Raw genomic sequence first — 22,842 nt, 5'->3', positions numbered from 1 at the left:
TATAAGTATTAGGCTAATTCTATTCGGAGGCGCCTACCAGGGCATCAATTGCTGCCCCCAAGACATCATCCAAAGGAACAGACTTCTGTTCACCTGTACCTCGCAGATCCTTGAGTTGAGCCTCGTTCTTAGCCAATTCATCAGGGCCAATAATGACCGCAAAGGCAGCCCCACTACTATCCGCCTTCTTCATTTGGGACTTAAAGCTAGCGGATTGACCGTCTGGAGGGCAGAAAAGAATGGTATCAATGCCGGCGCTACGTAAACGCTCGGCAATAATCATGGCAGCAGTTAAAGTTTCGCCGCCCTGGTGCAAAACAAATATATCGCATTGCGCCTGAGTTTCCGGCAATGAGCCAGAAACTTTCATGAGCTCAAGAACGCGTTCCATACCCATCGCCCAACCACATGCGGGAGCAGCTTTACCACCCATACGTTCAATTAAGGGGTCATAGCGACCACCACCGGCGATAGTGCCTTGTGCACCTAACTCATCGGTTACCCACTCAAATACAGTGAGGTTGTAATAATCTAAGCCACGAACTAAGCGAGGATTAATTTTGCAAGGAATGTTATTCGCCTTAAGCAAAGCTTGTACCGCATTAAAATGCTTCAGCGACTCTTCACCCAAGAAATCCAACAACTTCGGCGCGCCCTCGATCAAAGTCTGCATCTCTGGATTCTTAGAATCCAAAATGCGCAAAGGATTTGTAATCAGACGACGTTGTGAGTCTTCGTCCAACTGCGCTTTGTTTTGCTCGAAATACGTTACCAGGGCTGCACGATGCTCTGCGCGCTCTGGCGCTTGACCAAGAGAGTTAATCTCTAAACGAACGCCCTTCAGACCAAGCTCATCCCATAGGCGCTGACCCATGAGAATAATTTCTGCATCGATATCAGGCCCAGCAAAGCCCAAGGCTTCAATACCGAACTGGTGGAACTGGCGATAACGACCACGCTGTGGACGCTCATGGCGGAACATCGGGCCTGTATACCAAAGACGCTTAGGCCCTTCATACAGTAAATTGTTTTCAATCACGGAACGTACTAATGCAGCAGTACCTTCAGGGCGCAAAGTCAGTTGCTCGCCATTCAAGCGATCTTCAAACGAATACATTTCCTTCTCAACGATATCGGTCACCTCACCAATGCCGCGCTGAAATACTGCCGTTGCTTCCACAATAGGCGTTCTCAAAAACTCATAGCCATAAGCGCGCGTGAGGTCACGCAAAACATGTTCAAGATGCGCCCACTGAGCAGCATCGGCTGGCAGCAAATCATTCATGCCGCGTACGCCGTTAATCTTCTGCGTTTTTTGAACTTTAGCTTGTGCGTTTTGATCAGTCATTTTTATTATTGTTTTGTTATTGCTTTATTTAAATCTTAGCCGCGTAGTTTTGTTTGACGTATTCATCCACAATCACCTGAAACTCTTCGGCAATTCTCTCACCACGCAGCGTTTTTACTTTAACCCCATCTACAAACACTGGGGCGGCCGGGGCTTCTCCTGTACCTGGCAAGGAAATACCAATATTGGCATGCTTACTCTCACCTGGGCCATTGACGATGCATCCCATGACGGCCACATTCATATTCTCAACACCAGGATGGGTTTTCTTCCAAACCGGCATTTGTTGACGTAAGTAGGACTGAATATTGGCTGCTAATTCTTGGAAAGTGGTACTAGTTGTTCTACCGCAACCTGGGCAAGCAATCACCATCGGCGTGAAATTACGCAAGCCCATGGTTTGTAATATCTCCTGCGCAACAATGACTTCGTTTTCGCGAGGAGCACCTGGATCAGGTGTTAGCGAAACTCGAATCGTGTCGCCAATACCTTCTTGCAACAAGATGCCCATTGCGGCGGTTGAAGAAACAATACCCTTGCTACCCATACCCGCTTCGGTTAAACCCAAATGCAATGGATAGTCAGAGCGACGAGAGAGATCACGATATACCGCAACCAAGTCCTGCACATTACTTACCTTGCAAGACAACAAAATTTGATCAGGGTTCATACCCAACTCAACCGCTTTTTCTGCAGACTGCAAAGCAGACTGAATCAAAGCCTCAATCATCACTTCTTGCGCTGTTTTTGGGACTACTAAAGCCGCATTACTATCCATGATCGAAGCCAAGAGGTCTTGATCTAAGCTGCCCCAGTTCACACCAATACGAATCGGTTTGTCATACTTACATGCAGCTTCAATCATTTGGGCAAATTGTGGATCACGCTTCGCGCCCTTGCCTACATTACCTGGATTAATGCGGTACTTAGAGAGCGCCTTTGCGCACTCTGGGAAATCATTTAATAAAGTGTGGCCGTTGTAGTGGAAGTCACCAATGAGCGGTACCAAGACATCCATTTTGTCTAACTGCTCACGAATATAAGGAACTGCAGCAGCAGCTTCTGGCGTATTGACGGTAATACGAACCATCTCTGAACCAGCGCGCGCCAATTCTTTTACCTGAATTGCTGTACCAATCGCATCCGCAGTATCGGTATTCGTCATAGACTGCACACGAACAGGAGCGTCTCCTCCAACAGTAATGATGTTGGTTTTCCAGGCAACAGTTGCCTGACGAGTAGCGCGCTTAGGCGATGGACCTAACGGTAGTGGTGGCAAAGAATTATTAGAGCTCATTGGTTCTATTGACTAGGATCTAATCTTTAACTTAATTTTTTGAGCCACTCAATTGGGTGCTCATTTGATTCAACTTCAGCAATTTCAATTTCGGCACTGTGGACATCACGTTCACGAACTCGGGTGCGATCGACTACATCCCCTGCCAACTGGCCACAGGCGGCAGCAATATCATCGCCACGAGTCTTGCGCACTGTCGCCACCATGCCGGCATCTAGGAGAATGCCCGCAAAGGCATTCACACGCTGGGCTGACGAACGCTTGAGACCAGACTCTGGGAACGGATTAAATGGAATGAGATTGATTTTGCACTTAATGTTTCTAAGCAAGCGCACCAATTCTTTTGCCTGGATGTCAGAGTCATTCACACCATCGAGCATGCAATATTCAAAAGTTAAAAAGTCTCTTGGTGCAAATGGCAAGTAGCGCTCACAAGCATCAAGCAATTCACGTAGAGGATATTTTTGATTCAACGGCACTAGTTGATCACGCAATGCGTCATTCGGCGCATGTAAGGAAACTGCCAATGCCACTGGACAATCTTGCGCCAGACGATCAATCATCGGCACTACGCCTGATGTTGAAACGGTCACACGACGGCGGGACAAACCATAAGCCCTGTCATCAAGCATGAGGCGCAATGCAGAAACAACGTTGTCGTAATTGAGTAATGGCTCACCCATTCCCATCATCACCACATTAGAAATCACACGACCAGTATGTTCCCAACCTGGAGTAGGAAATTTTTCGATGCGGCGAATGGCTTCAGGATCATTGCGTAAGAGATGCTCAGCAAACCAGAGCTGCCCAATAATTTCACCGGAAGTGAGATTGCGCGAGAAGCCTTGATGCCCCGTTGAGCAAAAACGGCAATTAACGGCACAACCCGCTTGAGAAGAGATGCACAAAGTGCCTCGATCATCCTCAGGAATAAAAACAGACTCCACTGCATTGCCAGCACCCACGTCCAGCAACCATTTGCGGGTGCCATCTAGCGCATGCTCATCTTTAATTACAGGGAGAGAAAGTACTTCTGCTTTATCTAGCAAAGTTGCTCTAAAGCTTTTTGCTAAATCACTCATGTCATTGATGTCTGATACACCACGTTGATGTATCCACTGCATGAGTTGTTTTGCCCTAAAGGGCTTTTCATTCAACCCCGCGACATACGCTGCCATTTGGTCAGCGTCAAAATCTAAGAGATTTACGCGCGGGGAGGTCAATGCGCCTACTTATAGATAAATAGGTTACTGATTAACGATTGAAAACATTCATGCCAGGGAAGAAGAAAGCAACTTCCACAGCAGCTGTTTCAGGAGCGTCAGAACCGTGAACAGCGTTTGCATCAATGCTGTCAGCAAAGTCAGCACGGATTGTGCCTTTTTCTGCTTTCTTAGGATCGGTCGCGCCCATCAAGTCGCGATTCTTAGCAATAGCGCCTTCGCCTTGCAAAACTTGAATCATGACAGGACCGGAGATCATGAAGCTCACCAAGTCTTTGAAGAAAGGACGATCTTTGTGAACGCCATAGAACTGCTCAGCTTCGTTTTGTGACAAATGCGCCATTCTGGAAGCAACGATCTTCAAACCAGCAGATTCGAAACGGTCATAGATTTTGCCGATGACGTTTTTAGCGACAGCATCAGGTTTGATAATAGAAAGGGTGCGTTCAATTGCCATTCAAGACTCCAATAGTGATTTCAAAGGTATTTGCCAGGTTGGGGCTATAAGCCACCCCACTCCAGCGACCCCCGAATTATACATTGCCTGACCGTATTTACCCCTATGTCTGTAGGGCTAAGCCCTTGAATTTACAGGGCATAAGCCTTTATTTTGTAGGTCTTTCATATGTGGGCTTGAAATTTAGGCGTTTTGTCTATACTTACTGTCAACAGCCCTATATGGGCTCTTGTAATAACTATGAAAAAGAAGGAGTCAATATGAGTGATCTGAACTCTTACGGCTTTGGCCAAACCGGCTCAATTAGTACCGTCCAAGTACGCAACCGCGTACTCCGTAATACCTATGCGCTCCTAGCGCTATCCATGGTGCCTACTGTCATTGGCGCCTGGCTCGGTGTTGCCATGGGATTGGATCTCTTCGCTGGTAGCCCATTTATTGGCTTTATCGTGTTCATGGCAGTTGCCTTTGGCTTCTTCTGGGCAATTGAAAAGAATAAAGACACCGGTGTAGGCGTTCTCCTACTCCTCGGCTTTACCTTCTTCATGGGCATCATGATGTCCCGCTTAGTTGGCTACACACTGAATAGCTATAGCAATGGTGCAACTCTCATCATGTTGTCATTCGGCGGCACTGCTGCAATCTTCGCCACTATGGCAACCATTGCAACTGTAAGCAAGAGCGACTTTGCTGGCATGGGCAAGTGGCTCATGGTTGGCGTGCTGCTCTTGATCGTTGCCTCATTAGCAAACATCTGGCTGCAGTTACCTGCTTTGATGCTGACTGTGATGGTTCTAGCTATTGCAATCTTCTCAGCCTTTATCTTGGTTGATGTACAGCGCGTGATCAACGGAGGCGAGACCAACTACATCATGGCTACATTAGCTATTTACTTGGATGTGTATAACGTCTTTACCAACTTACTTGCCCTATTGGGTATTGTTGGCGGTAACAGAGATTAAGTAATTCTTAGAACAGAAGTGTGATGTTCTCTGAAGGCGCCTGCAGGCGCCTTTTTATTTGTTACAAAATAAGCTTCGTGTGAATTGTTTGCAACTAGAAACTAAACAGCTACAAACATACTCACAGCATAAGACAGCGCCATCAAAATAAATAAGAGGGCAAAACTATCTGAGGCTTTCATGGCGGACTCCCAAAAGTAATTTACGGGTTTGGCAGTAATGAATCTCTGCGTAGATTCAATCTACTCTTGGGCTGGGGTGAGGTATTTACCAGGCGCACTGGATTTAGGCTCTATGCACTAAATTGAGGCAATCTAGGGCAGTTAAGGGTGAAAATACCGCTAAATCAATGACTTGGATGACTAGGAGCGATCAAAAACCGCTATAGACTCCACATGGGAGGTGTGAGGGAACATATTGATAATCCCTGCGCTACTCAAGGAGTAGCCTGCTTGATGGCACAGGATCTCAACATCCCTTGCTAGCGTTTTGGGATTGCAGGAGACATACACAATGCGCTGAGGGAGCAAGTCACTTTGCTGAAGATGTAATTCAGCTAACGCCTTGCAAATTTCCATTGCACCTTCGCGTGGTGGATCCATTAACCAGCGCTCCGCCTTTCCCCAAGATGCAATCGTTTCTGGCGTCACTTCAAACAAATCGCTTTGTATAAAGCTTGCTTTATCCACCAGGCCGTTATGTTCAGCATTGGTTTTTGCTCTAGTGGTTAAGCTTGCTAAACCTTCTATGCCTAAAACTTCTTTTGCTTTTCTAGCAAGCGGTAAGGTGAAATTACCAATGCCGCAGAATAAATCGAGCACACGATCTGTTGGCTTTACCTCGAGCAAGCGAATCGCCCTACTCACTAATGCGCGATTCATCATGTGATTGACCTGTGTAAAGTCCGCAGGTTTAAATGGCATCTCGATTTCAAATTCAGGCAGTCGGTAACAAAGCTTGCCAGTCTCGGGATAAAACGGCGCAACCGTCTCAATGCCTTTAGGCTGGAGCCATATCCACACCTGATGTCGATCAGCAAACTCTCGCAGCAGTTGTTCGTCGTCAGCCGTCAGGGGCTTGAGATTACGAAACACCAAGGCGGTAACTGGTTTTGACTTTTTAGGATCATCCGATTGAGAGTCTTCTGGCTCGCCAACGGCAATTTCAATTTGCGGCATACGATCGACGATAGATAAACCCATCACCAATTTGCGCATCTCTGGTAGCAAATCGGATACGTGCTTAGGCAAAATCTCACAGGCCAGCATGTCAGCCACATAGCCACTCTTACCCTCGTGAAAGCCAATGAGTACCGTGCCTTTTTTGATAGAGCGATTAACGGCGCTGAGGCGTGCACGATGACGGTATTCCCAAGTAGGACCGCCCATAGGACGCAGAATTTCTCCTGGCTTTACTTTTCCGATATGTTGCAAATCATCTTCGAGTACACGCTGCTTCATGGCAACTTGCGCACGAATATCTAAATGCTGCATCGTGCAGCCACCGCAAACACCAAAGGCTTTACATTTGGGCTCAGCCCGAAACACAGCAGGCTTCAGAATATCGCGAACTTTAGCTTTGCTAAAACGGGCTTTATCACTGGTGATGGTGTAAGTTACTAGCTCAGTTGGTAACGCACCTTTGATGAAAATGACTTTACCACTTTGACCCTGGGCCAGCTCTTCCTCATTAGGCGTTAAGCGCGCAATCCCTTGAGCATCGAGATCTAAGGCTTCAACTTTGATTGGCTCAGTCACCTCAATATTGACTGGCTTATCCCCTCTACGCATCTGCTGAAAAACCCTGGAGATATTCTTGCCATTGAGCGCCATTGGGCTCTTTAGCTTCTTTTTCTAAATAGGCTTTTACAAACTCAATCTCTTCTTGGTACTCCTCGAGAGAGAAGCCACCACGCAGCAACTGAAAGCGGCAATACATGAGATAAGTGTTGACCACATCGGTCTCACAGTAACGGCGAATATCATTAATCTTGCCATCCTGATACGCGGGCCATACCTGGCTGCCGTCCATGCCCATCTTGCCCGGAAAGCCACATAACTTAGCCAAGCCATCAAGAGGCGCATTGGCGCGACCATTAAATTTAGCCAGTAGATCCATCATATCGAGATGACGCATGTGATATCGACTGATGTAGTTATTCCATTTAAATTCACGGCTATCAGACTCTTGGCTCTCGCCCATCTCCCAATAACGTGGTGCTTGAATGTGATTTGCTAGAGAGCGATAGTGCAATACCGGTAAGTCAAAGCCACTGCCATTCCAAGAAACCAATTGCGGCGTATATTTTTCAATGAGGTCAAAGAAGGCTTGAACCAAAACCTTTTCATCATCTTGTGGGGTGCCTAGGGTACCCACTTTAATTTGTGGCAATCCCTCTTTGGTAGTCCTGCGAATAACGCAAGATATAGCGACAATCTTTTGCAGAAACAAGGGTAAAAATTCGCTGCCGGTTTTAGCGGCACGATCGGCCATGGCTTTGCTAGCTACCTCGGTATCGCTCATAGATTCTGGAAAGTCTTCCAGACGACGCAATCCAGCTACATCAGGAATAGTTTCAATATCGAATACGAGAACGGTCGCCATACTTACTTAAGGCAACGTTACTGTAAATACGGCGTTGGATTTACTGGTTTTCCGTTAACGCGTAATTCAAAGTGCAACTTGATTGCATTGGCGTCTGTATCACCCATCTCAGCAATCCTCTGGCCTTTACGAACGGCATCGCCCTCTTTTACCAAGAGCTTGCTGTTGTGGGCGTAAGCAGTGAGATAAGTATTGTCATGTTTAACAATGACTAGATTGCCGTATCCACGCAAGCTATTACCTGCGTAGACCACCTTGCCATCAGATGCTGCAAGAACGGGTTCGCCGACTTTACCGGCAATATCGATACCTTTATTGGTCTCGCTAAATTCAGCAATAACTTTGCCTTTAGCCGGCCAAGATAAACGGATGCCAGGTTCAGCTACGACCTCAGATTTTGCTGACTCTGGAGGAGTCGCCGGTGAATCAGACTTGTCTGCTGCTGGTTTCTTATCTGCAACACGCGCAGGCTTAGTTCCAGCAGGCGCTTTAATCAAAATCAAATCACCAACCTCAATCACATTCGGATTGAAACCAGGATTAGCTGCTTTATTCCATTGCACAACATCACGTGGCGCTTGACCATTATCTAAAGCGATGCGCGCTAAGGTATCACCTTTTTTAACTCGATAGTAACCAGGCGGCGTTGGCTCACTAGATCCACCGCTGCGATCAGTCACGCTAGCAGGCTTCGTACGGGGTGTAGAACAACCCACCATCAATATCAATGATGTGGAAATGAGCGCAACGAAGAAAGGCTTAAATAAGGTGCTTGGCATTAAATTGGTTTCTGAATTGTTGAATTCATCGTAAAACTCATACTACCCCTGATTGTAAGGGGACAAAAAAGACCCCGTCCAGTACAGTTCTTTGATAGCGCTGAGAACTCATTCTCTCCACCATCACAAGCTGCTGCTCTTTGTCATTTTTGGCAACTGGAGCAACCAGGCGACCGCCAATCGCCAACTGGTCCAATAAAGCATCCGGAATGCCCAAGCCTGCAGCAGCCAAGATAATTCCGTCAAATGGTGCGGCCTGGGGTAAGCCCAAGATACCATCGCCATAGATCAGGCGCAGATTATTAATCCGAAATGGGCGTAACTTCGTTCTAGCCATGTCATGCAATGGGCGTATACGTTCAATTGAGTAAACCTCATCTGCCAGCAAACTGAGAACTGCCGCTTGATAACCACAACCAGTTCCAATCTCTAGAACTTTGCCAAGCTTGTGCTTAGGCTTATGAAGCAATTCAATCATGCGTGCTACCACGGATGGCTTAGAGATAGTTTGCTCATGACCGATAGGCAAAGCAGTATCTTCATAAGCCTGTGCATGTAAACCCGCATCCATAAAGGCATGTCGTGGAACAGTGGCAATAGCCTCTAAAGTTTTACCGTGCTTTACGCCGCCAGCATGCACTTTTGCTGCTAGCGCTTGCCGATAGGCAGCAAAGCGTTCTGTTGGAGCCTTCAACCGCGATCCCATCCATTTGCGCGCATCGCCGCTAAACGAGCATGATGCGTTAAGTCCAACTGCATCGGCGTAATAGAAATACAGCCTTCAGCAATCGCATGAAAGTCAGTACCTTCGGAGCCCTCTTTGACATCGCCCGCAGCGCCAATCCAGTAAATCTTTTCACCGCGGGGGCTATCTTGCACTACTACTGGCTGTGAATGATGGCGATTACCCAGGCGGGTAACGCGCCAACGATAAAGATCAGCGTAAGGACGATTTGGAATATTGACGTTAAGCAGTGTTGCTACGCCATCAGCATGATTCTTACTTAAGGCAGACACCAGCATTTGCGCTACTACATCGTGCGCTGCTTTAGCGGCATCTTCAATGCGATTCCAGCCACGATCAATTTGTGAGAATGCAATACCGGGCACTCCAAACATCACACCCTCAATAGCAGCGGCTACCGTACCAGAGTACAGGGTGTCTTCACCCATGTTCTCACCTTGATTAATACCAGAGATCACTAAGTCAGGCTTTTCATCTAGGAAACCAGTCATGGCAACGTGCACACAATCGGTCGGCGTGCCATTGATAAAGAAAAAGCCATCACGTTCGCCACCAGCAACCCGATGAATTGAGAGCGGTCTTGAGAGTGTTAATGAATTTGATGCGCCACTATGGTTTTGCTCGGGAGCGATCACCGTAATACGACCCAAAGGACGTACCGCATTAACCAGAGCCAATAGGCCAGGAGCTAAATAGCCATCATCATTGGAAACCAAGATGTGAGGTTGACGATTGCTCATGAATATTGGGTTCTTTCTATTTTTCTAAATATTTATATATTACTGGCTGGGGTCAAAGAACGTGCTCTAAACCAGCCATATATCACCGGTAACACCAAGAGAGTCAAGATCGTAGTGGTTACCATGCCACCCACAATGACCAGTGCCAAAGGACGTTGCGCCTCTGATCCAATAGAGTGCGATAAAGCAGCCGGCAAGAGGCCGAGACCTGAGAGTGCCGCAGTCATCAACACTGGGCGAACGCGCAATGAAGCACCCTCCACCATGATGTCCTTCATCTGACCATACTCTGTAGCAGCAGTCTTATTGATAAACGAAATCAGGATCACGCCATCCTGAATGGCAATACCAAAGAGCGACAGGAATCCAAAGAATGCCGAGATACTCAAGGTCTCACCTGCGAGATGCAAAGCAATCACACCACCAATAGCAGCAAATGGCACATTGATCATCACAATGAAAGCATCGCGGAAATTACCAAATGCGCTCACGAGCAATAGGAAGATGCCTAATAATGCCAACGGCACAATTAACATCAACTTCTTCTGCGCTTGCTTCATTTGATTGAACTGACCATCCCAGCTAATCGAATAGTTTGGCGGCAAAGTAATGTTCTTTTCTACCAAGAACTGAGCGTCTTCTACAGCACTACCTAAGTCACGGTTACGAACGCTAAACTTGATCGCAATATAGCGCTTGCCTGCTTCGCGGTAAATAAAGAATGGGCCATCCGTTAAGCGAACGCTTGCCACCATCGACAAAGGAATCTTGGTGCCATCAGGAGCCTCGACCAGCAAGCGGCCAATATCAGCCACATCATTTCGACTACCTTCATTAAGACGCACAGCAATACCAAAAGTTTTTTCATCTTCTAGCAAGTTAGTGACTGCAGCACCACCAATAGCATTTGCAACAACCGTCTGAATATCATTTACATTAATGCCGTAGCGCGCAGCGCGATCGCGATCAATCTGAATATTCAGCGTAGGCTGACCCAGCTCTTTAAGGATGCCTTCATCAGCCACACCCCGAACTTTTTTGAGTTGATTAATGACTTCATGGGCTTTTTGATCCAATACCTCAAGGTCAGTTCCGTAAATCTTGACTGAATTCTCCCCCTTAACGCCTGATAAAGCCTCGTTAACATTGTCTTGAATGTATTGAGAGAAGCTGTAAGTAATGCCCGGAATCTTATTCAGCTCTATCTCCAAATGCGCAATTAAATCCTTCTTAGAGGATCCGCTTGGCATCTTGTCCGGACTCTTTAAGTAAAGACCATATTCTTGGTTAAACACACCGGTGGAGTCAGTACCATCATCTGGACGGCCAATTTGTGCTGCAACCTTTTCAATCTCCGGTTGCTTCATAAAGGTTTCGCGCAATTGATTAGCAATCTTGACTGAATAATCAAGATCGACAGTATTAGGCAATGTCACACGCAGCCAAATATTGTTTTCTTCTAAGGTTGGCAAGAAAGCCGTACCTAGACGAGTCATGCTCAAGAGCGTAATTCCCAATACAAAGACTGCCACTGAGAATACGGTTAATGGACGATCCATCCATCTTCTTAGCAAAGGCTTGTAGCCATCCAAAATCTTGGTAATGAAAGATGGTGGCTTGTGATGTAGATTTTCACCAAATACCAGTGAGATCATTGCCGGCAAGAATGTCAGGCTCAGAATCATCGCTGCAATCAAGGCAAAGCCCATTGTGAATGCCATCGGCTTAAAGATGATGCCTTCTACGCCACCCATGAAGAACAATGGCGAATAAGCCACGATGATAATGCCAGTGGAATAGATCATGGCGCGCTGGACTTCACTGGTTGCCAGAATAATGCTTTGGTTCAGGCGCTTACCGCCCTCCTCTAAGTGGCGCATGACGTTTTCCGTCAGAATTACTGCCGAGTCAACAATCACACCAAAGTCAATTGCCCCCAAAGAAATCAAATTGGCAGGCACACTCCATAAGTGCATTTGAATAAATGACACACAAAGCGCCAAAGGAATCACGGCTGCCACAACTGCCGCCGCACGGATATTTCCTAAGAAGAAAAATAAGACTGCCAAAACGAGCGAGATACCGAAGAACAAAGTATGTTTAACAGTGCCGATCGTGATATCCAAAAGTACTTGGCGATCGTAAAAAGGCTTTACCTCGATGCCAGGAGGAAGAACGTGTTTATTAATGTTCTCCACAGTATTGCGTACACGAGCCAGAACTTCAGTGGCGTTCTCACCGCGACGTAAATAAACAATGCCCTCAACCGAATCTGGATTGTCATTGAACTGGAACATGCCTAAGCGTGGCGCATTACCGATCTCTACCCGTGCTACATCACCAATGCGAATAGGAACGCCATTATTGATGGTGACGACCACCTGCTTAATATCATCGATGTTCTTTAGAAGTCCTACGCCACGCACTACAAACTGCTGCTCACCACTAGGTAATAAGCCGCCGCCAGCATTACTATTTGCATTGGCTAAAGCGGTAGTCAGCTGGGTTACTGAAACACCTTTAGCCTGCAAACTCTCAGGACTCACAATGACTTGGTATTGACGCACCTTGCCACCAAAAGAGGAAACGTCAGCTACGCCCGGTGTTTGCTTGAGCTCTTTATAGATCTCGTAGTTTTGTAAAGTCTTTAATAAAGTTGAGGATGCGTATTCAGAGCGTACCTCGTAACGCATGATCTCGCCAGTAGCATCTGAGTCAGGGCTGATGCTGGAAGTAACGCCCGGTGGAAACGCTACGTTTGCCAAGTTAGCTAAAAAGGTTTGACGAGCCTTAAATGGATCAGCAGTGTCATTAAATTTGAGAGTAACAACCGATAGGCCAAAAAGTGATACTGAGCGGAATGCCTGTAATCCTGGAATACCTGCCAAAGCGTTCTCGACCGGAATAGTGACTTGCTGCTCAACTTCGGTAGTACTTCTTCCCGGCCACTGGGAAATCGCTTGAATAGTTAGCGGCGCAACACCTGGGTATGGCTGAATTGGCAACTTGCTCAAACTGAGCATGCCCAGACCAAGCAAAACGATGGACGCAAAAATGACAAGCGCGCGCTTCTCAACTACCCCTCGAATAAAGGAGGTGAAAACGCTCACTTAGTCCTCCTGCTTAGCAAAACGATCGTTTAACAAAACAGCGCCTTCAGCCAACACTTGCCAGCCCTGCTCTACGCCTTCAGTAATTGCAAAGCTCTTGCTATTAAGGTCATAACCTTTAACAGGCACACGACGGAATGTTTCTGGTCCTACTTTAATAATGGCATAACGATTTTCACGAACTCTCACAATAGCCGACTGCGGAACGACTACAGCATCTGCTGTACCTGTAGTTAATGATGCTGAAGCATACATATCAGGACGCAATAGATCATCAGTGTTCTCAACATCAGCACGAATTAATAAAGCACGGGTTTGCGGATCAACTGTTGGCGCAATGTAATTTGCATAGGCTATGAATTCTTTTTCTGGATACGCTTCAAGGCGTAAAACCATTTTTTGACCTTGCTTAATCATCCTAAAGTCTTGCTCAAATACATTCCCCAAGAACCAGAGCTGCTTAGGATCAGCCAATGTAGCGATTACGTCACCTGAACTTACAGCCGAGCCTGGCTCAACATTTCTCTTTACTACCACCCCTTTTAAAGGGGAGCGCATGATTAAGTTATTAGTTGTCTTACCCGTAGTTTCAATACTCTTAATGTCGCCCTCACCAGCACCAAGATTTCTCATGCGGTTAGCGGCTGCTTGTTGGGTAATGCGTGCATCACCCAACAAGTCACTCATGGTTTTATTTGCCTCGAGAACCTTGGCAGTCTTTGAAGACAGCAAATACTCTTGCTGGGCAGATAAAAATTCTGGGCTGTACATCTCCACAATTGGTGAACCAATATCGACTTGAGCACCATCGAAAGCATAGATTCGCTCTACTCTGCCAGGTGCACGAGCTGATAGGACTTTCGATTTCTCTGCGTTAAATGCCAAACGTCCAGGAACTTTAATATCAACAGGCACTTGCACTTTTTCAGCTGACTGGAAAACATAAATGGCAGGATTGAGAGTTACTCCAGGAAGCTTTAATTCCAAGATGCCACTACTTTCAACTTTGAGCGCCTTATCGGAAGCTTCAATCTTTACAGCACGATTGACGTTGGTTACACGCCCCACTACGATGCCCAAAGAAAGAATGGCAAAAGCAAAAGCGGCAAGACGAACGCGATAACGATTCTGCGGCGATAGATTCCAATACAAACCTGCTAAGCCAGCAGCAGCAACTTTTACATGGTGCGTGCCATGATCCGCGCCCTTATGCAGAATAGGCTTAACCTTTTCAGTTAAGTGTTTTAGAAACGAAAGAATTTTGTCTTTCAAAACTGCTCCTTAAAAGGGTTCTTTACCCGCTGACACCATCAATACCGCCTGCGTTTGCAATAGATTACTCTCAGCCTGAGCCAATGCAATCTCCAAGTTACGCAACTGTGTTTGCGCAGTTAATAAATCATTAAAACCTTGGCCATTATTTGAATACTGAGTCAGGCCTACCTTATAAGCTGCATCTGCCTGCGGTACTTGGCGCTCTTTTAAAAACTGGGTTTGATTCTTAGCCTGCTCGTAAGCAGCATAGGCTGTGTTTACAGCCAAGACGATTTGCTGACGATTGGAGATATTGCCCGCCTCAGCAGCCGCTTGATTACGTTGCGCTTGCTCAACCCCATACTTTTCCTTAGTGAAGAAATACAGAGGAATAATCAGATCCAATTCAAACTGATAAAACAGTGCGCCGTTATTTGCCGAGAATGGTCCACGCGGTGTGTAAGATGAACCAATCACCTGAAAGTCTGGCAAGTAAGCCTTCTTAGCTAAATCTACACCTTTGCGAGCAGCGTCTAATTGCAATGCTGAACTCTTTAAAGAAGGATGACTGCTTTCTGCATAATCCTCTAACTCAATTAGAGTTGGTACGCCGTTCATAGCACGACGAACATCGCCACGTAATACTAATTTTTCACGAGAGTGGCGACCGACTAAAGTGTTGATGTTATGCAAAGCTACGTTGAGCTGACGCTCTAAATTAAATTGATCCGCTTGAGCTGCGCTTTGCGCTACTTGGGCATTCAGATATTCAACATAAGCTGCAGCGTTATTGGCATAACGTGCTTTTGCTACATTCTTGATCATCTCTAAACGAATGACGGATTCCTTTAGAACTGCCAATTGCTTTTGTGAAGATAGAGCGCTGTAGTACAAAGTTGACAGCTGAGCACCCAATTGCAAATAGGTGGACTCTGAGCTAGCTAGTAAAGCCTCAGCATTGGTATCGGCAATGTCCGCAGCAAGACTCTTCTTGCCTGGAAACTGGAACGGTTGCGCTACAGAAATGGAGTTATTACTACTAATGCCACCAGGATATTGCTGTGATGGTGCATTTGCCCCACCCAATGCAAATGGTGAATTCACCGGCATACCGGACCATACCAACCCTACTTGCGGATTGGCTGGCGCATTAATCTGCGGAACAGTTGCTTTGGCAGATAAATACGATTCACGCAATGAAGAAAGTTGTGGATTATTTACCTTAAGTTCATTCCATAGCTGACGTAAATCCATTTCCGTCGGGCCTGATCCAATTGGCTTGGCGTAGATCTTTGGGGTATTCGCTTTTGTTACTGGCGCAAATAATTCTGCGGCTTTAGAGTTTGCACTCGACTTTTGATCTTGTGCGCCTAACTGAGCACCAATCGATGGCGGCGCAGCTAAAGAGGTATCGCCGGACTGAACAGTCACGCTAGCAGGAGCCTCAGCCGCAGAGGGTTGAGCTAGCACTAAAGATGAATTGGCTGAGGCACAAAGAGCGCAAACAAATACCGCAAATAATGTCTTGCTTTTGAGCGCCTTAACTTCGCTAGTTATATGTTTGCCAAGAATCAACAAATGCCACTGCCTCTAAATCAATCAAGTACTGTTTTTATAGCCCCGGATGCAGATTTAGATCCTATCTATGCCCGTTACAGGGGGTTTTATGAATTATATGGGACAAAAACGCAAAGTCGAATTATTTAAGTTCTCTATCTCATTGATTTTAAAGATAAAAATTATAACTAAGGTCGGTAAAACCCTTAAAACTCGGCATGAATCCTAAAAGATAGGATATTCACCGGACCCCGGGCAGCGTTATAAGCGGGATTATTGATGTGCTGGAAGTTCAAACCAGCCAAGACATTCTTGATCACAGTGGCGTTGTAATACACCTCCCCGATTCGCTCTGGGCGATACGAAATTGTTTGACCAGGACCAGCATAGTCACCAATAAAGTAAGACACCCCACCAGATTGCAAATAGTTTTTGCGATAACTGGATAAGCCGTTTTGCATCATAGAGATGCCAATCGTATCTTTAGGACGACTCCAACTTGTGCCATTCAATCCCATACCTACTGATATGGAGTTATCTGCTTCAGTAAACGACATCGTTTCAGTATGACCATCAGAAGTGAAGGCGCGACCATAGATGCCTAAGTCTTTTGTTAAAGCTTGTTCGCCATTAATACCAACACCAGTTTTGTATTGATAGTTGGTTCGTACATTATTAATTGCTTGTGTACCTTGGGCGTTATTAGCAACCACATAATTTGTCGCATCCTGAAAACGCGCCAGAATCATTCGATTACGATAAGCAAGCACACTCACCTTACCCGGTAAGTCTGCAATATTGTGTTGACGCTCTACTTCAATTTGATCGCCATAGGTATTGAAAATTTGCCAATTGAGATCGCGGCCATTAGGGGACTTTGGTGCCAACATACGAGAGGCTCTCATAACCCAATTGCTAAGGTACCATTCGCCTGCTAAGCCAGTACTATAGCCGCGTGCGTCGGCTGCGTAGTCATAAGCTAGATAGGTCATATTGCCCCAGTTCATAAACTGAATTCGAGGGTCTTTAGCGTAACGACTATCGTCAAAAATATCTAAAGTAGAAAACTGTCCGGCCGTAAGCACAACGCGATTACTGCTAACAGTTTGCGTGATTTGATTGGCCTCATTTTCGAGAACAACTTTATCGCCTTCTTGGTTAATGGTCTGACGCAGAAATGCGCGAGCAGAATAAAACTTTGCATTAAGCCCAGCTGCTTTTGTCGCCTCACCGTTAGAAAATCCGCCAAGACCAACTAAATCAGAAAATGGCACCCCAGATACCACCTCTGGATTGAAATAGATATCTGTGTTTGGGGCTAAGCGTGCACCAAAAAATAGAGTACCTGACCAGGTGTAGGCCATAGACTTTTGAGCGGACATACTATTCATGCCGGAATAGCTAGAAGTAAAGTTGTTGTAACGCTGATTGATATAAGTTGTTTGACCGTGAATATTTACAGGCAAACCAAAAAGCGTTCCTTCGGTTGGCAAGTTATCGATAGGCTCCGCAAAACTAGCAATTTGGTCCGAGCCTGATCCTGCCTTCTGCGCAAATGCAGTTGCTCCGAAAAACGTGCAAATCATGCTCAGCAGGAGAAGTAGATAAATCTTGCGGGTCATTCACAATTTCTAGTTGGTATGCCAGTGCTGAGCATTAGCAACATGCCGATAGGAAAACGAGGCAAACACAGCTTGGGATTGAAGCCCAGGGGTGGTGCAGACCAAATTATCCTCAAAAAGAGGTAATTTACCTAGTCTTTATGTCCTGGAGATGACATATCAAGGAGATTCACTGCCAAAAAAGGTTATGTCTGTACCCGGAAAACAACTTATCCAAATAAATCACTATGACTACCTAGGCGTGCAAGGTGCAATAGTTGAGGATCGGGCTTTTTATAAATTAGCAAAACATCCGGCTTGATATGACACTCACGATGCCCTCGCCACCGACCAATCAGATCATGATCTCTCAATTTCAATGGTAAGACCTGATCCAATACCAATAAATCTATCGTCACCAACAGAAGCTCTTCAATGTCCTTTTTATGCCGAGGGCTTGAATATATTCGCTTAAAGTCTCTTTTAAATACTGAAGATCTTTCAATCTCCCGCATGCAGATCCGCCATCAAATCCTTGCTGGTTTTAAACCGCTTGCCTTTGCCCGCCTCAAGCTCTGCTATGGCCTTTTTTGTTTTGGCATTAGGAACCTTCACTGAAAAAGGCAACTGCTTTTCATCTGCTATTCGCAACATCAGCATACGAATAGCATCTGAAATGGATAAACCCATTGCCTCAAGTGCGTCAGAAGCCCGATTTTTGGTTGCCATATCTATTCTGGCGCGTACATATGTATCTGCAATAGTCATGCGAGCCTCCCATTAAAAGCATTGAATTTTTATGTAGTCTTAATGTGACTACATTTTACCAGAAAGTATAAAATAAAAAAGGGGCTCAAATGCCCCTTTTTTCAGAATAGTTTGTAGGAAAAATCATTTAACGGCGGTCCATCAAGGCACGAGCTAGTGTGCCAGCGTCAACATACTCGAGTTCACCACCCACCGGAATACCTCTAGCAATACGAGTGACTTTGATGCCTTTAGCTTTGAGTACTTCACCAATGTAATGGGCGGTTGCTTCGCCCTCACTGGTGAAGTTAGTGGCCAAGACTACTTCACGAATGGGTACACCGGTATCAGGAGTCTCAATACGATTGAGTAGGCGATCAAAGCCGATTTCATTTGGACCCATGCCATCCAGTGGTGAAAGGCGTCCCATCAAAACAAAATAGTTACCTTTGAAACTGAGGGTCTGCTCCACCATCACCTGATCAGCTGGCGTTTCCACAATACATAAAAGTGATGGATCACGACGCTCATCAGAGCAAGTGCTGCAAATCTGTGTTTCTGAAAATGTATTGCAACGAGCGCAGTGCCCTACCGTTTCCACTGCCTCACCCAATGACTGAGCAAGTACAGCTGCGCCATTGCGATCGTGCTGCAAAAGATAGAACGCCATGCGCTGTGCAGACTTAGGGCCTACACCAGGAAGCACGCGTAAAGCCTCGATCAATCGACCGAGTGCATCTTGAGGTGCTTCTATGCGTGCCATTAAGAATTCAACTAAATAATTAAGTTAGAACGGTAACTTAAAGCCAGGGGGCATTGGCATACCAGCAGTGGCGCCAGACATCATCTGCGCACTAGCGGCCTCTACTTGCTTAAATGCTTCTGTGTAGGCAGTCACGATGAGGTCTTCCAACATCTCACGATCATCCATTGCACCTGGATCAATCTGTACACGTTTGAGTTCGTATTTGCCAGAGATGGTTACCTTAACCATGCTACCAGCCGCTTGGCCAGTCACTTCCAGCGCAGCCAATTCAGCTTGCGCAGTTTTCATCTTCTCTTGCATCTGCTGAGCCTGTTTCATGAGACCAGCAAGTCCACCTTTCATCATCGCTTTATTTCCTTAGTGCTTTTGAATATTAATATTTAAATTAAAGAGACTGTATTGAGTGATCGAATTAAAGTGGCTTTACTGAGCCACCAACCACCTTGGCACCAAACTCTTTTTCTAATTGCTGAATAAAAGGATCAGCCGCAATCATTTGTTCAGCATTCATTCTTTTCTCTTGATGAATCTGGGCATCAACCTTTGCAACGGTTTTGCCTTCTACTTCACCTTTTTCAATCACGATCTTCACTGGCTTACCAAAGTGTGCAGTCAGTGCATCGCATAAACGACCAACAGAGGCCTCAGAAGCTAACTGCGGCATTGGCGTCACAATCGTTGCACGCACTCCAGCCGCTGAATCATTCCAATCTTGTAACTCTGTCTGAAATGCCAACTGCTGCACCAAGCCTTTAACTGGCAGCTGACGCATCAATGCATGCCAATCGGGGCGTTCTGCTGAGTTACCTGTAGCAGCAACCGGGGCTGAAGCAACAACTGATGGTGATGGTGCTGGAGAAGCAGGTTTTGCTGCAGGCGCAGGAGCAGCCGTTCTGGATATTGGTGCAGCGGGTGCAGGACGAGCCGTATTTACTGGTGGGGCTGAAGGTGATGAAGGCGCTGGAGATGAACTACCCCCTCCACCACTGCCCGGACGAAACGCCAACATGCGCAAGAGCGTCATGGCAAAACCAGTTTGCTCATCTGGTGCGAGTGATAAATCTGGGCGGCTAGTAATCGTAATTTGATAAAAGAGTTGCGCTTCTTCTTTTGTTAATTGAGTGGCCAAGCGACGAATCTCGCCTGCTTCTGGCCAATCATCCAATACAGACTCTGGAACAACTTGTGCTGCTGCAATCTTTTGCAACAAGCTGGAGAGATCTTGCAATGCCAATGAGAAAGACATGCTGCGCTCACCCATTTCATTTGCAACAGAGAGAAGGCTTGCGCCATCTTTAGCAATCAAACAATCCAGAATGCGAATGAGATAAGCATCATCTAATGTGCCAAGCATGCCGCGCACAGACTCTTCAGTTACTTTGCCAGCGGCATAAGCAATAGCTTGGTCTGTGAGTGACAAGGCATCGCGCATAGAGCCTTGAGCCGCTTTAGCTAAAACACGCAAGGCATTGACTTCGTATTCGACTTTTTCTGAGGCAAGTACTTTTTCTAGATGCTCAACGATGAGCGGTACTGGCATTTGCTTGAGGTTGAACTGCAAGCAACGAGACAAAATAGTTACCGGGATCTTTTGCGGATCGGTTGTTGCCAGGATAAATTTGACGTGCTCTGGAGGTTCTTCCAAAGTTTTGAGCATGGCATTAAAGGCATGATTGGTGAGCATGTGCACCTCGTCAATCATATAAACCTTATAGCGGCCATTGCTTGGTGCGTAAGCTGCTTTTTCTAGAAGTGCAGCAATATCATCTACACCACGATTACTTGCAGCATCCATCTCAATATAGTCAACAAAGCGACCAGCATCGATTTCCATGCAGGCTGGGCATTTTCCGCAAGGCTCTGAAGTCATCTTGCCAGTACCATCGGATCCCGTGCAATTGAGGGCTTTGGCCATAATTCGGGCAATGGTGGTCTTACCTACCCCACGGGTACCCGTAAATAACCATGCATGGTGCAGGCGACCCTGATCCAAAGCATGGGTTAAAGCCTTAACCACATGGTCTTGGCCGACTAATTCAGAGAAGGTTTTGGGGCGCCACGAACGGGCCAATGCCAATGCTGTCATGTCTTACATTCTAACAAGCTAAAATGGAATTGGATGGGCCTCCCCGCATGGTGGGTTGGATAACCTGGTCAGGTCGGGAACGAAGCAGCCAAACCCAATTTCTACCAGTGCCGGGGGTTTGGCTCATCCACCCTACTTCAGTTAAGCGGAAGCGTTAATTTCGGCTGATTTAGCTTCACTGACTTGATCTCTTTAGCGTTGACGTCCAACTTTTTAAAGTCAAATACATAGATATTGGTGTTTTCATACATCTTGACGCTGTAAGTCATGTTCTTATTGTTGGCCACTACGCTCCATTCGGTTACTTCGTAACCACCAAGACCACCACCGTAAGGATTGCTTGCTGGCAATGTTACTGAGCCAGGTGGAATATCAAAACTTCCCAGAATGTGCCAAGCTGCATCACCCATTTGCGCAGTTGTAAAACTGGTTGGTACTGAATTAGATAAAAACAGTGCGCGAATAAAACGACTAGTGCTTAAGAAATCACCAGGCATCCCATGCAAGCCAGTGCCTGAGCTCGGCGCATCGAAAGTCGCACCACGAATTTTCATTGGCGGTTTCTCAACATTAGAAAGATTGACATAGTTACCAATATCACGCAGGTGGTACTCAAACGGTGGATCATTAGTCATGACGGTTGTTGGATTATCAAAAATCGTCAATTGGCCCTTAACGTATTCCACCACGATGCTTTTGCCATTGGCGTCATGGAAGGTGTAATGCACTAGTGGGGTGGCATTTCCATAGATTGCAAGCTTGGCACCATTGACTTTAATCTGCTGTAAGCCCGCCTTAATCTCATCTACAGTTGCAAAATTAGACAACGCATAAGTAAGCACTTGAACTGAGTTAATGCTGTTCGCTGACTCAGCAGAAGAAACTGCTTGGTATTGAGCGCTATTCGGAAGATTGAGTACGCCACCCATCAGACCTTTTTCATTCATACCATCAACCAACTCTGGCAGACCTAATGGATTCATTCCAGCGACAGCATATTTAGTAGTCCAGCTACGACCAGAACCATATTGACCATCAGCACCAATTCCCTTTAATGCGTAGTTCTTTGGAATCGTAATGAGCTCAGACTTGAGTGGCATACCAAATTCAAGGGTGCGACCATACACAGAGCCGCCATCACTACCCTTGAGCATGAAGCTAGTGCATGCATTGCTAATTAGTGGTGTAAATGCCAATGTGGCAGAAACTGAAGCAGCAAGAATTTGCTTAGTCCATGAATGTCTCATGTAATTCCCTTTATATATAGACTGATATCTCAGGAAATTCTAACTGAATAGCCAAGCAAAAGAACCCTACTATTTAGAAGATTTTCAAAATCCTGAAAATTCCCCAAATCATCCAAATAATGAGCAAAACCAGGACAGTTCGTGCGTCCAAAGAAATTCTAAATAGTTGTAATTGCTTATGAGAACACTCAATTGACACTCGCAAAGCAAGCCCTCCTCTATATAGAAGAGTTCAGCGTAGCACCTTAAGATCCGATCGAGTAGGGATTTATGATGATTTAAATGTAAGTAAGTTGGTAGACCAGGCACAATAGATCTA

Annotated in this window: 19 protein-coding genes, 1 other RNA gene and 1 pseudogene; 2 read left to right on the top strand and 19 right to left on the bottom strand. The window is 46.0% G+C overall.

Annotation, left to right across the window (positions count from 1 at the left end):
- Positions 1-19: 19 nt before the first annotated feature.
- From hisS to ndk, 4 genes are read right to left on the bottom strand one after another with little or no spacing between them, the layout of a single operon-like run.
- Positions 20-1,348 carry a histidine--tRNA ligase gene (gene hisS / locus JaK3_RS04315; protein ID WP_068321123.1) on the bottom strand — a complete coding sequence of 443 codons (1,329 nt, stop codon included), beginning with the start codon at positions 1,346-1,348 and terminating at the stop codon, positions 20-22.
- 28 nt (positions 1,349-1,376) lie between these two features.
- Entirely contained in the window at positions 1,377-2,645 is a 1,269-nt protein-coding gene (gene ispG, locus JaK3_RS04310; RefSeq protein ID WP_068321120.1) for a flavodoxin-dependent (E)-4-hydroxy-3-methylbut-2-enyl-diphosphate synthase, read from the bottom strand.
- 26 nt (positions 2,646-2,671) lie between these two features.
- A complete protein-coding gene (gene rlmN, locus JaK3_RS04305) occupies positions 2,672-3,868 on the bottom strand; it encodes a dual-specificity RNA methyltransferase RlmN (protein ID WP_082786368.1) in 1,197 nt (398 codons plus the stop codon).
- A gap of 31 nt (positions 3,869-3,899) precedes the next feature.
- Positions 3,900-4,325: a nucleoside-diphosphate kinase gene (gene ndk / locus JaK3_RS04300; RefSeq protein ID WP_068321117.1), complete on the bottom strand. Its 426-nt coding sequence runs from the start codon at positions 4,323-4,325 to the stop codon at positions 3,900-3,902.
- A 260-nt stretch (positions 4,326-4,585) separates the two neighbouring features.
- Between ndk and JaK3_RS04295 the strand changes: the two genes are divergently transcribed.
- On the top strand, positions 4,586-5,287 hold the full coding sequence (locus JaK3_RS04295; protein WP_068321114.1) for a Bax inhibitor-1 family protein: 702 nt from the start codon (positions 4,586-4,588) through the stop codon (positions 5,285-5,287).
- Positions 5,288-5,649: 362 nt separating this feature from the next.
- Here JaK3_RS04295 and rlmD read toward each other — a convergent pair whose 3' ends face one another.
- From rlmD to dnaX, 14 genes and pseudogenes are all read right to left on the bottom strand, one after another.
- The gene (rlmD, locus tag JaK3_RS04290) at positions 5,650-7,077 is read right to left on the bottom strand and encodes a 23S rRNA (uracil(1939)-C(5))-methyltransferase RlmD (RefSeq protein ID WP_068321607.1); all 1,428 of its coding nucleotides are present in this window, start codon (positions 7,075-7,077) and stop codon (positions 5,650-5,652) included.
- Positions 7,070-7,891, bottom strand: a complete 822-nt coding sequence (locus JaK3_RS04285; protein ID WP_068321111.1) for a 3'-5' exonuclease — start codon at positions 7,889-7,891, stop codon at positions 7,070-7,072. Before JaK3_RS04285 ends, rlmD begins: the two co-directional genes overlap by 8 nt.
- 17 nt (positions 7,892-7,908) lie before the next feature.
- Positions 7,909-8,670: a peptidoglycan DD-metalloendopeptidase family protein gene (locus tag JaK3_RS04280; protein ID WP_068321107.1), complete on the bottom strand. Its 762-nt coding sequence runs from the start codon at positions 8,668-8,670 to the stop codon at positions 7,909-7,911.
- 37 nt (positions 8,671-8,707) lie between these two features.
- Positions 8,708-9,331, bottom strand: a pseudogene (locus JaK3_RS04275) (protein-L-isoaspartate(D-aspartate) O-methyltransferase); the annotation flags it as partial.
- A 29-nt stretch (positions 9,332-9,360) separates the two neighbouring features.
- Entirely contained in the window at positions 9,361-10,155 is a 795-nt protein-coding gene (gene surE, locus JaK3_RS04270; RefSeq protein WP_068321101.1) for a 5'/3'-nucleotidase SurE, read from the bottom strand.
- Between the two features lie 32 nt (positions 10,156-10,187).
- On the bottom strand, positions 10,188-13,265 hold the full coding sequence (locus JaK3_RS04265; protein ID WP_068321099.1) for an efflux RND transporter permease subunit: 3,078 nt from the start codon (positions 13,263-13,265) through the stop codon (positions 10,188-10,190).
- A complete protein-coding gene (locus JaK3_RS04260) occupies positions 13,266-14,537 on the bottom strand; it encodes an efflux RND transporter periplasmic adaptor subunit (RefSeq protein ID WP_068321097.1) in 1,272 nt (423 codons plus the stop codon). It abuts the gene before it with no gap.
- 9 nt (positions 14,538-14,546) lie between these two features.
- Entirely contained in the window at positions 14,547-16,097 is a 1,551-nt protein-coding gene (locus JaK3_RS04255) for a TolC family protein (protein ID WP_240480884.1), read from the bottom strand.
- 185 nt (positions 16,098-16,282) lie between these two features.
- The gene (locus JaK3_RS04250; protein WP_068321094.1) at positions 16,283-17,698 is read right to left on the bottom strand and encodes a carbohydrate porin; all 1,416 of its coding nucleotides are present in this window, start codon (positions 17,696-17,698) and stop codon (positions 16,283-16,285) included.
- Between the two features lie 209 nt (positions 17,699-17,907).
- A complete protein-coding gene (locus JaK3_RS10490; RefSeq protein ID WP_082786367.1) occupies positions 17,908-18,192 on the bottom strand; it encodes a type II toxin-antitoxin system YafQ family toxin in 285 nt (94 codons plus the stop codon).
- On the bottom strand, positions 18,179-18,445 hold the full coding sequence (locus JaK3_RS04245; RefSeq protein ID WP_068321091.1) for a type II toxin-antitoxin system RelB/DinJ family antitoxin: 267 nt from the start codon (positions 18,443-18,445) through the stop codon (positions 18,179-18,181). The genes JaK3_RS10490 and JaK3_RS04245 overlap by 14 nt, the downstream gene beginning before the upstream one ends.
- Positions 18,446-18,572: 127 nt before the next feature.
- The gene (gene recR / locus JaK3_RS04240; RefSeq protein WP_068321088.1) at positions 18,573-19,187 is read right to left on the bottom strand and encodes a recombination mediator RecR; all 615 of its coding nucleotides are present in this window, start codon (positions 19,185-19,187) and stop codon (positions 18,573-18,575) included.
- A 24-nt stretch (positions 19,188-19,211) separates the two neighbouring features.
- On the bottom strand, positions 19,212-19,535 hold the full coding sequence (locus JaK3_RS04235) for a YbaB/EbfC family nucleoid-associated protein (protein ID WP_068321084.1): 324 nt from the start codon (positions 19,533-19,535) through the stop codon (positions 19,212-19,214).
- 67 nt (positions 19,536-19,602) lie between these two features.
- Positions 19,603-21,276: a DNA polymerase III subunit gamma/tau gene (gene dnaX / locus JaK3_RS04230; RefSeq protein ID WP_068321081.1), complete on the bottom strand. Its 1,674-nt coding sequence runs from the start codon at positions 21,274-21,276 to the stop codon at positions 19,603-19,605.
- 32 nt (positions 21,277-21,308) lie between these two features.
- Between dnaX and ffs the strand changes: the two genes are divergently transcribed.
- Positions 21,309-21,407: signal recognition particle sRNA small type (ffs, locus tag JaK3_RS04225), an RNA gene on the top strand.
- Between the two features lie 6 nt (positions 21,408-21,413).
- On the opposite strand, the gene JaK3_RS04220 is transcribed toward ffs, so the two are convergent.
- Entirely contained in the window at positions 21,414-22,523 is a 1,110-nt protein-coding gene (locus JaK3_RS04220; RefSeq protein WP_068321079.1) for a linear amide C-N hydrolase, read from the bottom strand.
- Between the last annotated feature and the right edge of the window lie 319 nt (positions 22,524-22,842).

Source organism: Polynucleobacter yangtzensis (genome assembly GCF_001595965.1).
Lineage (GTDB): Bacteria > Pseudomonadota > Gammaproteobacteria > Burkholderiales > Burkholderiaceae > Polynucleobacter > Polynucleobacter yangtzensis.
This window is presented reverse-complemented; position numbering and strand designations above follow the sequence as displayed.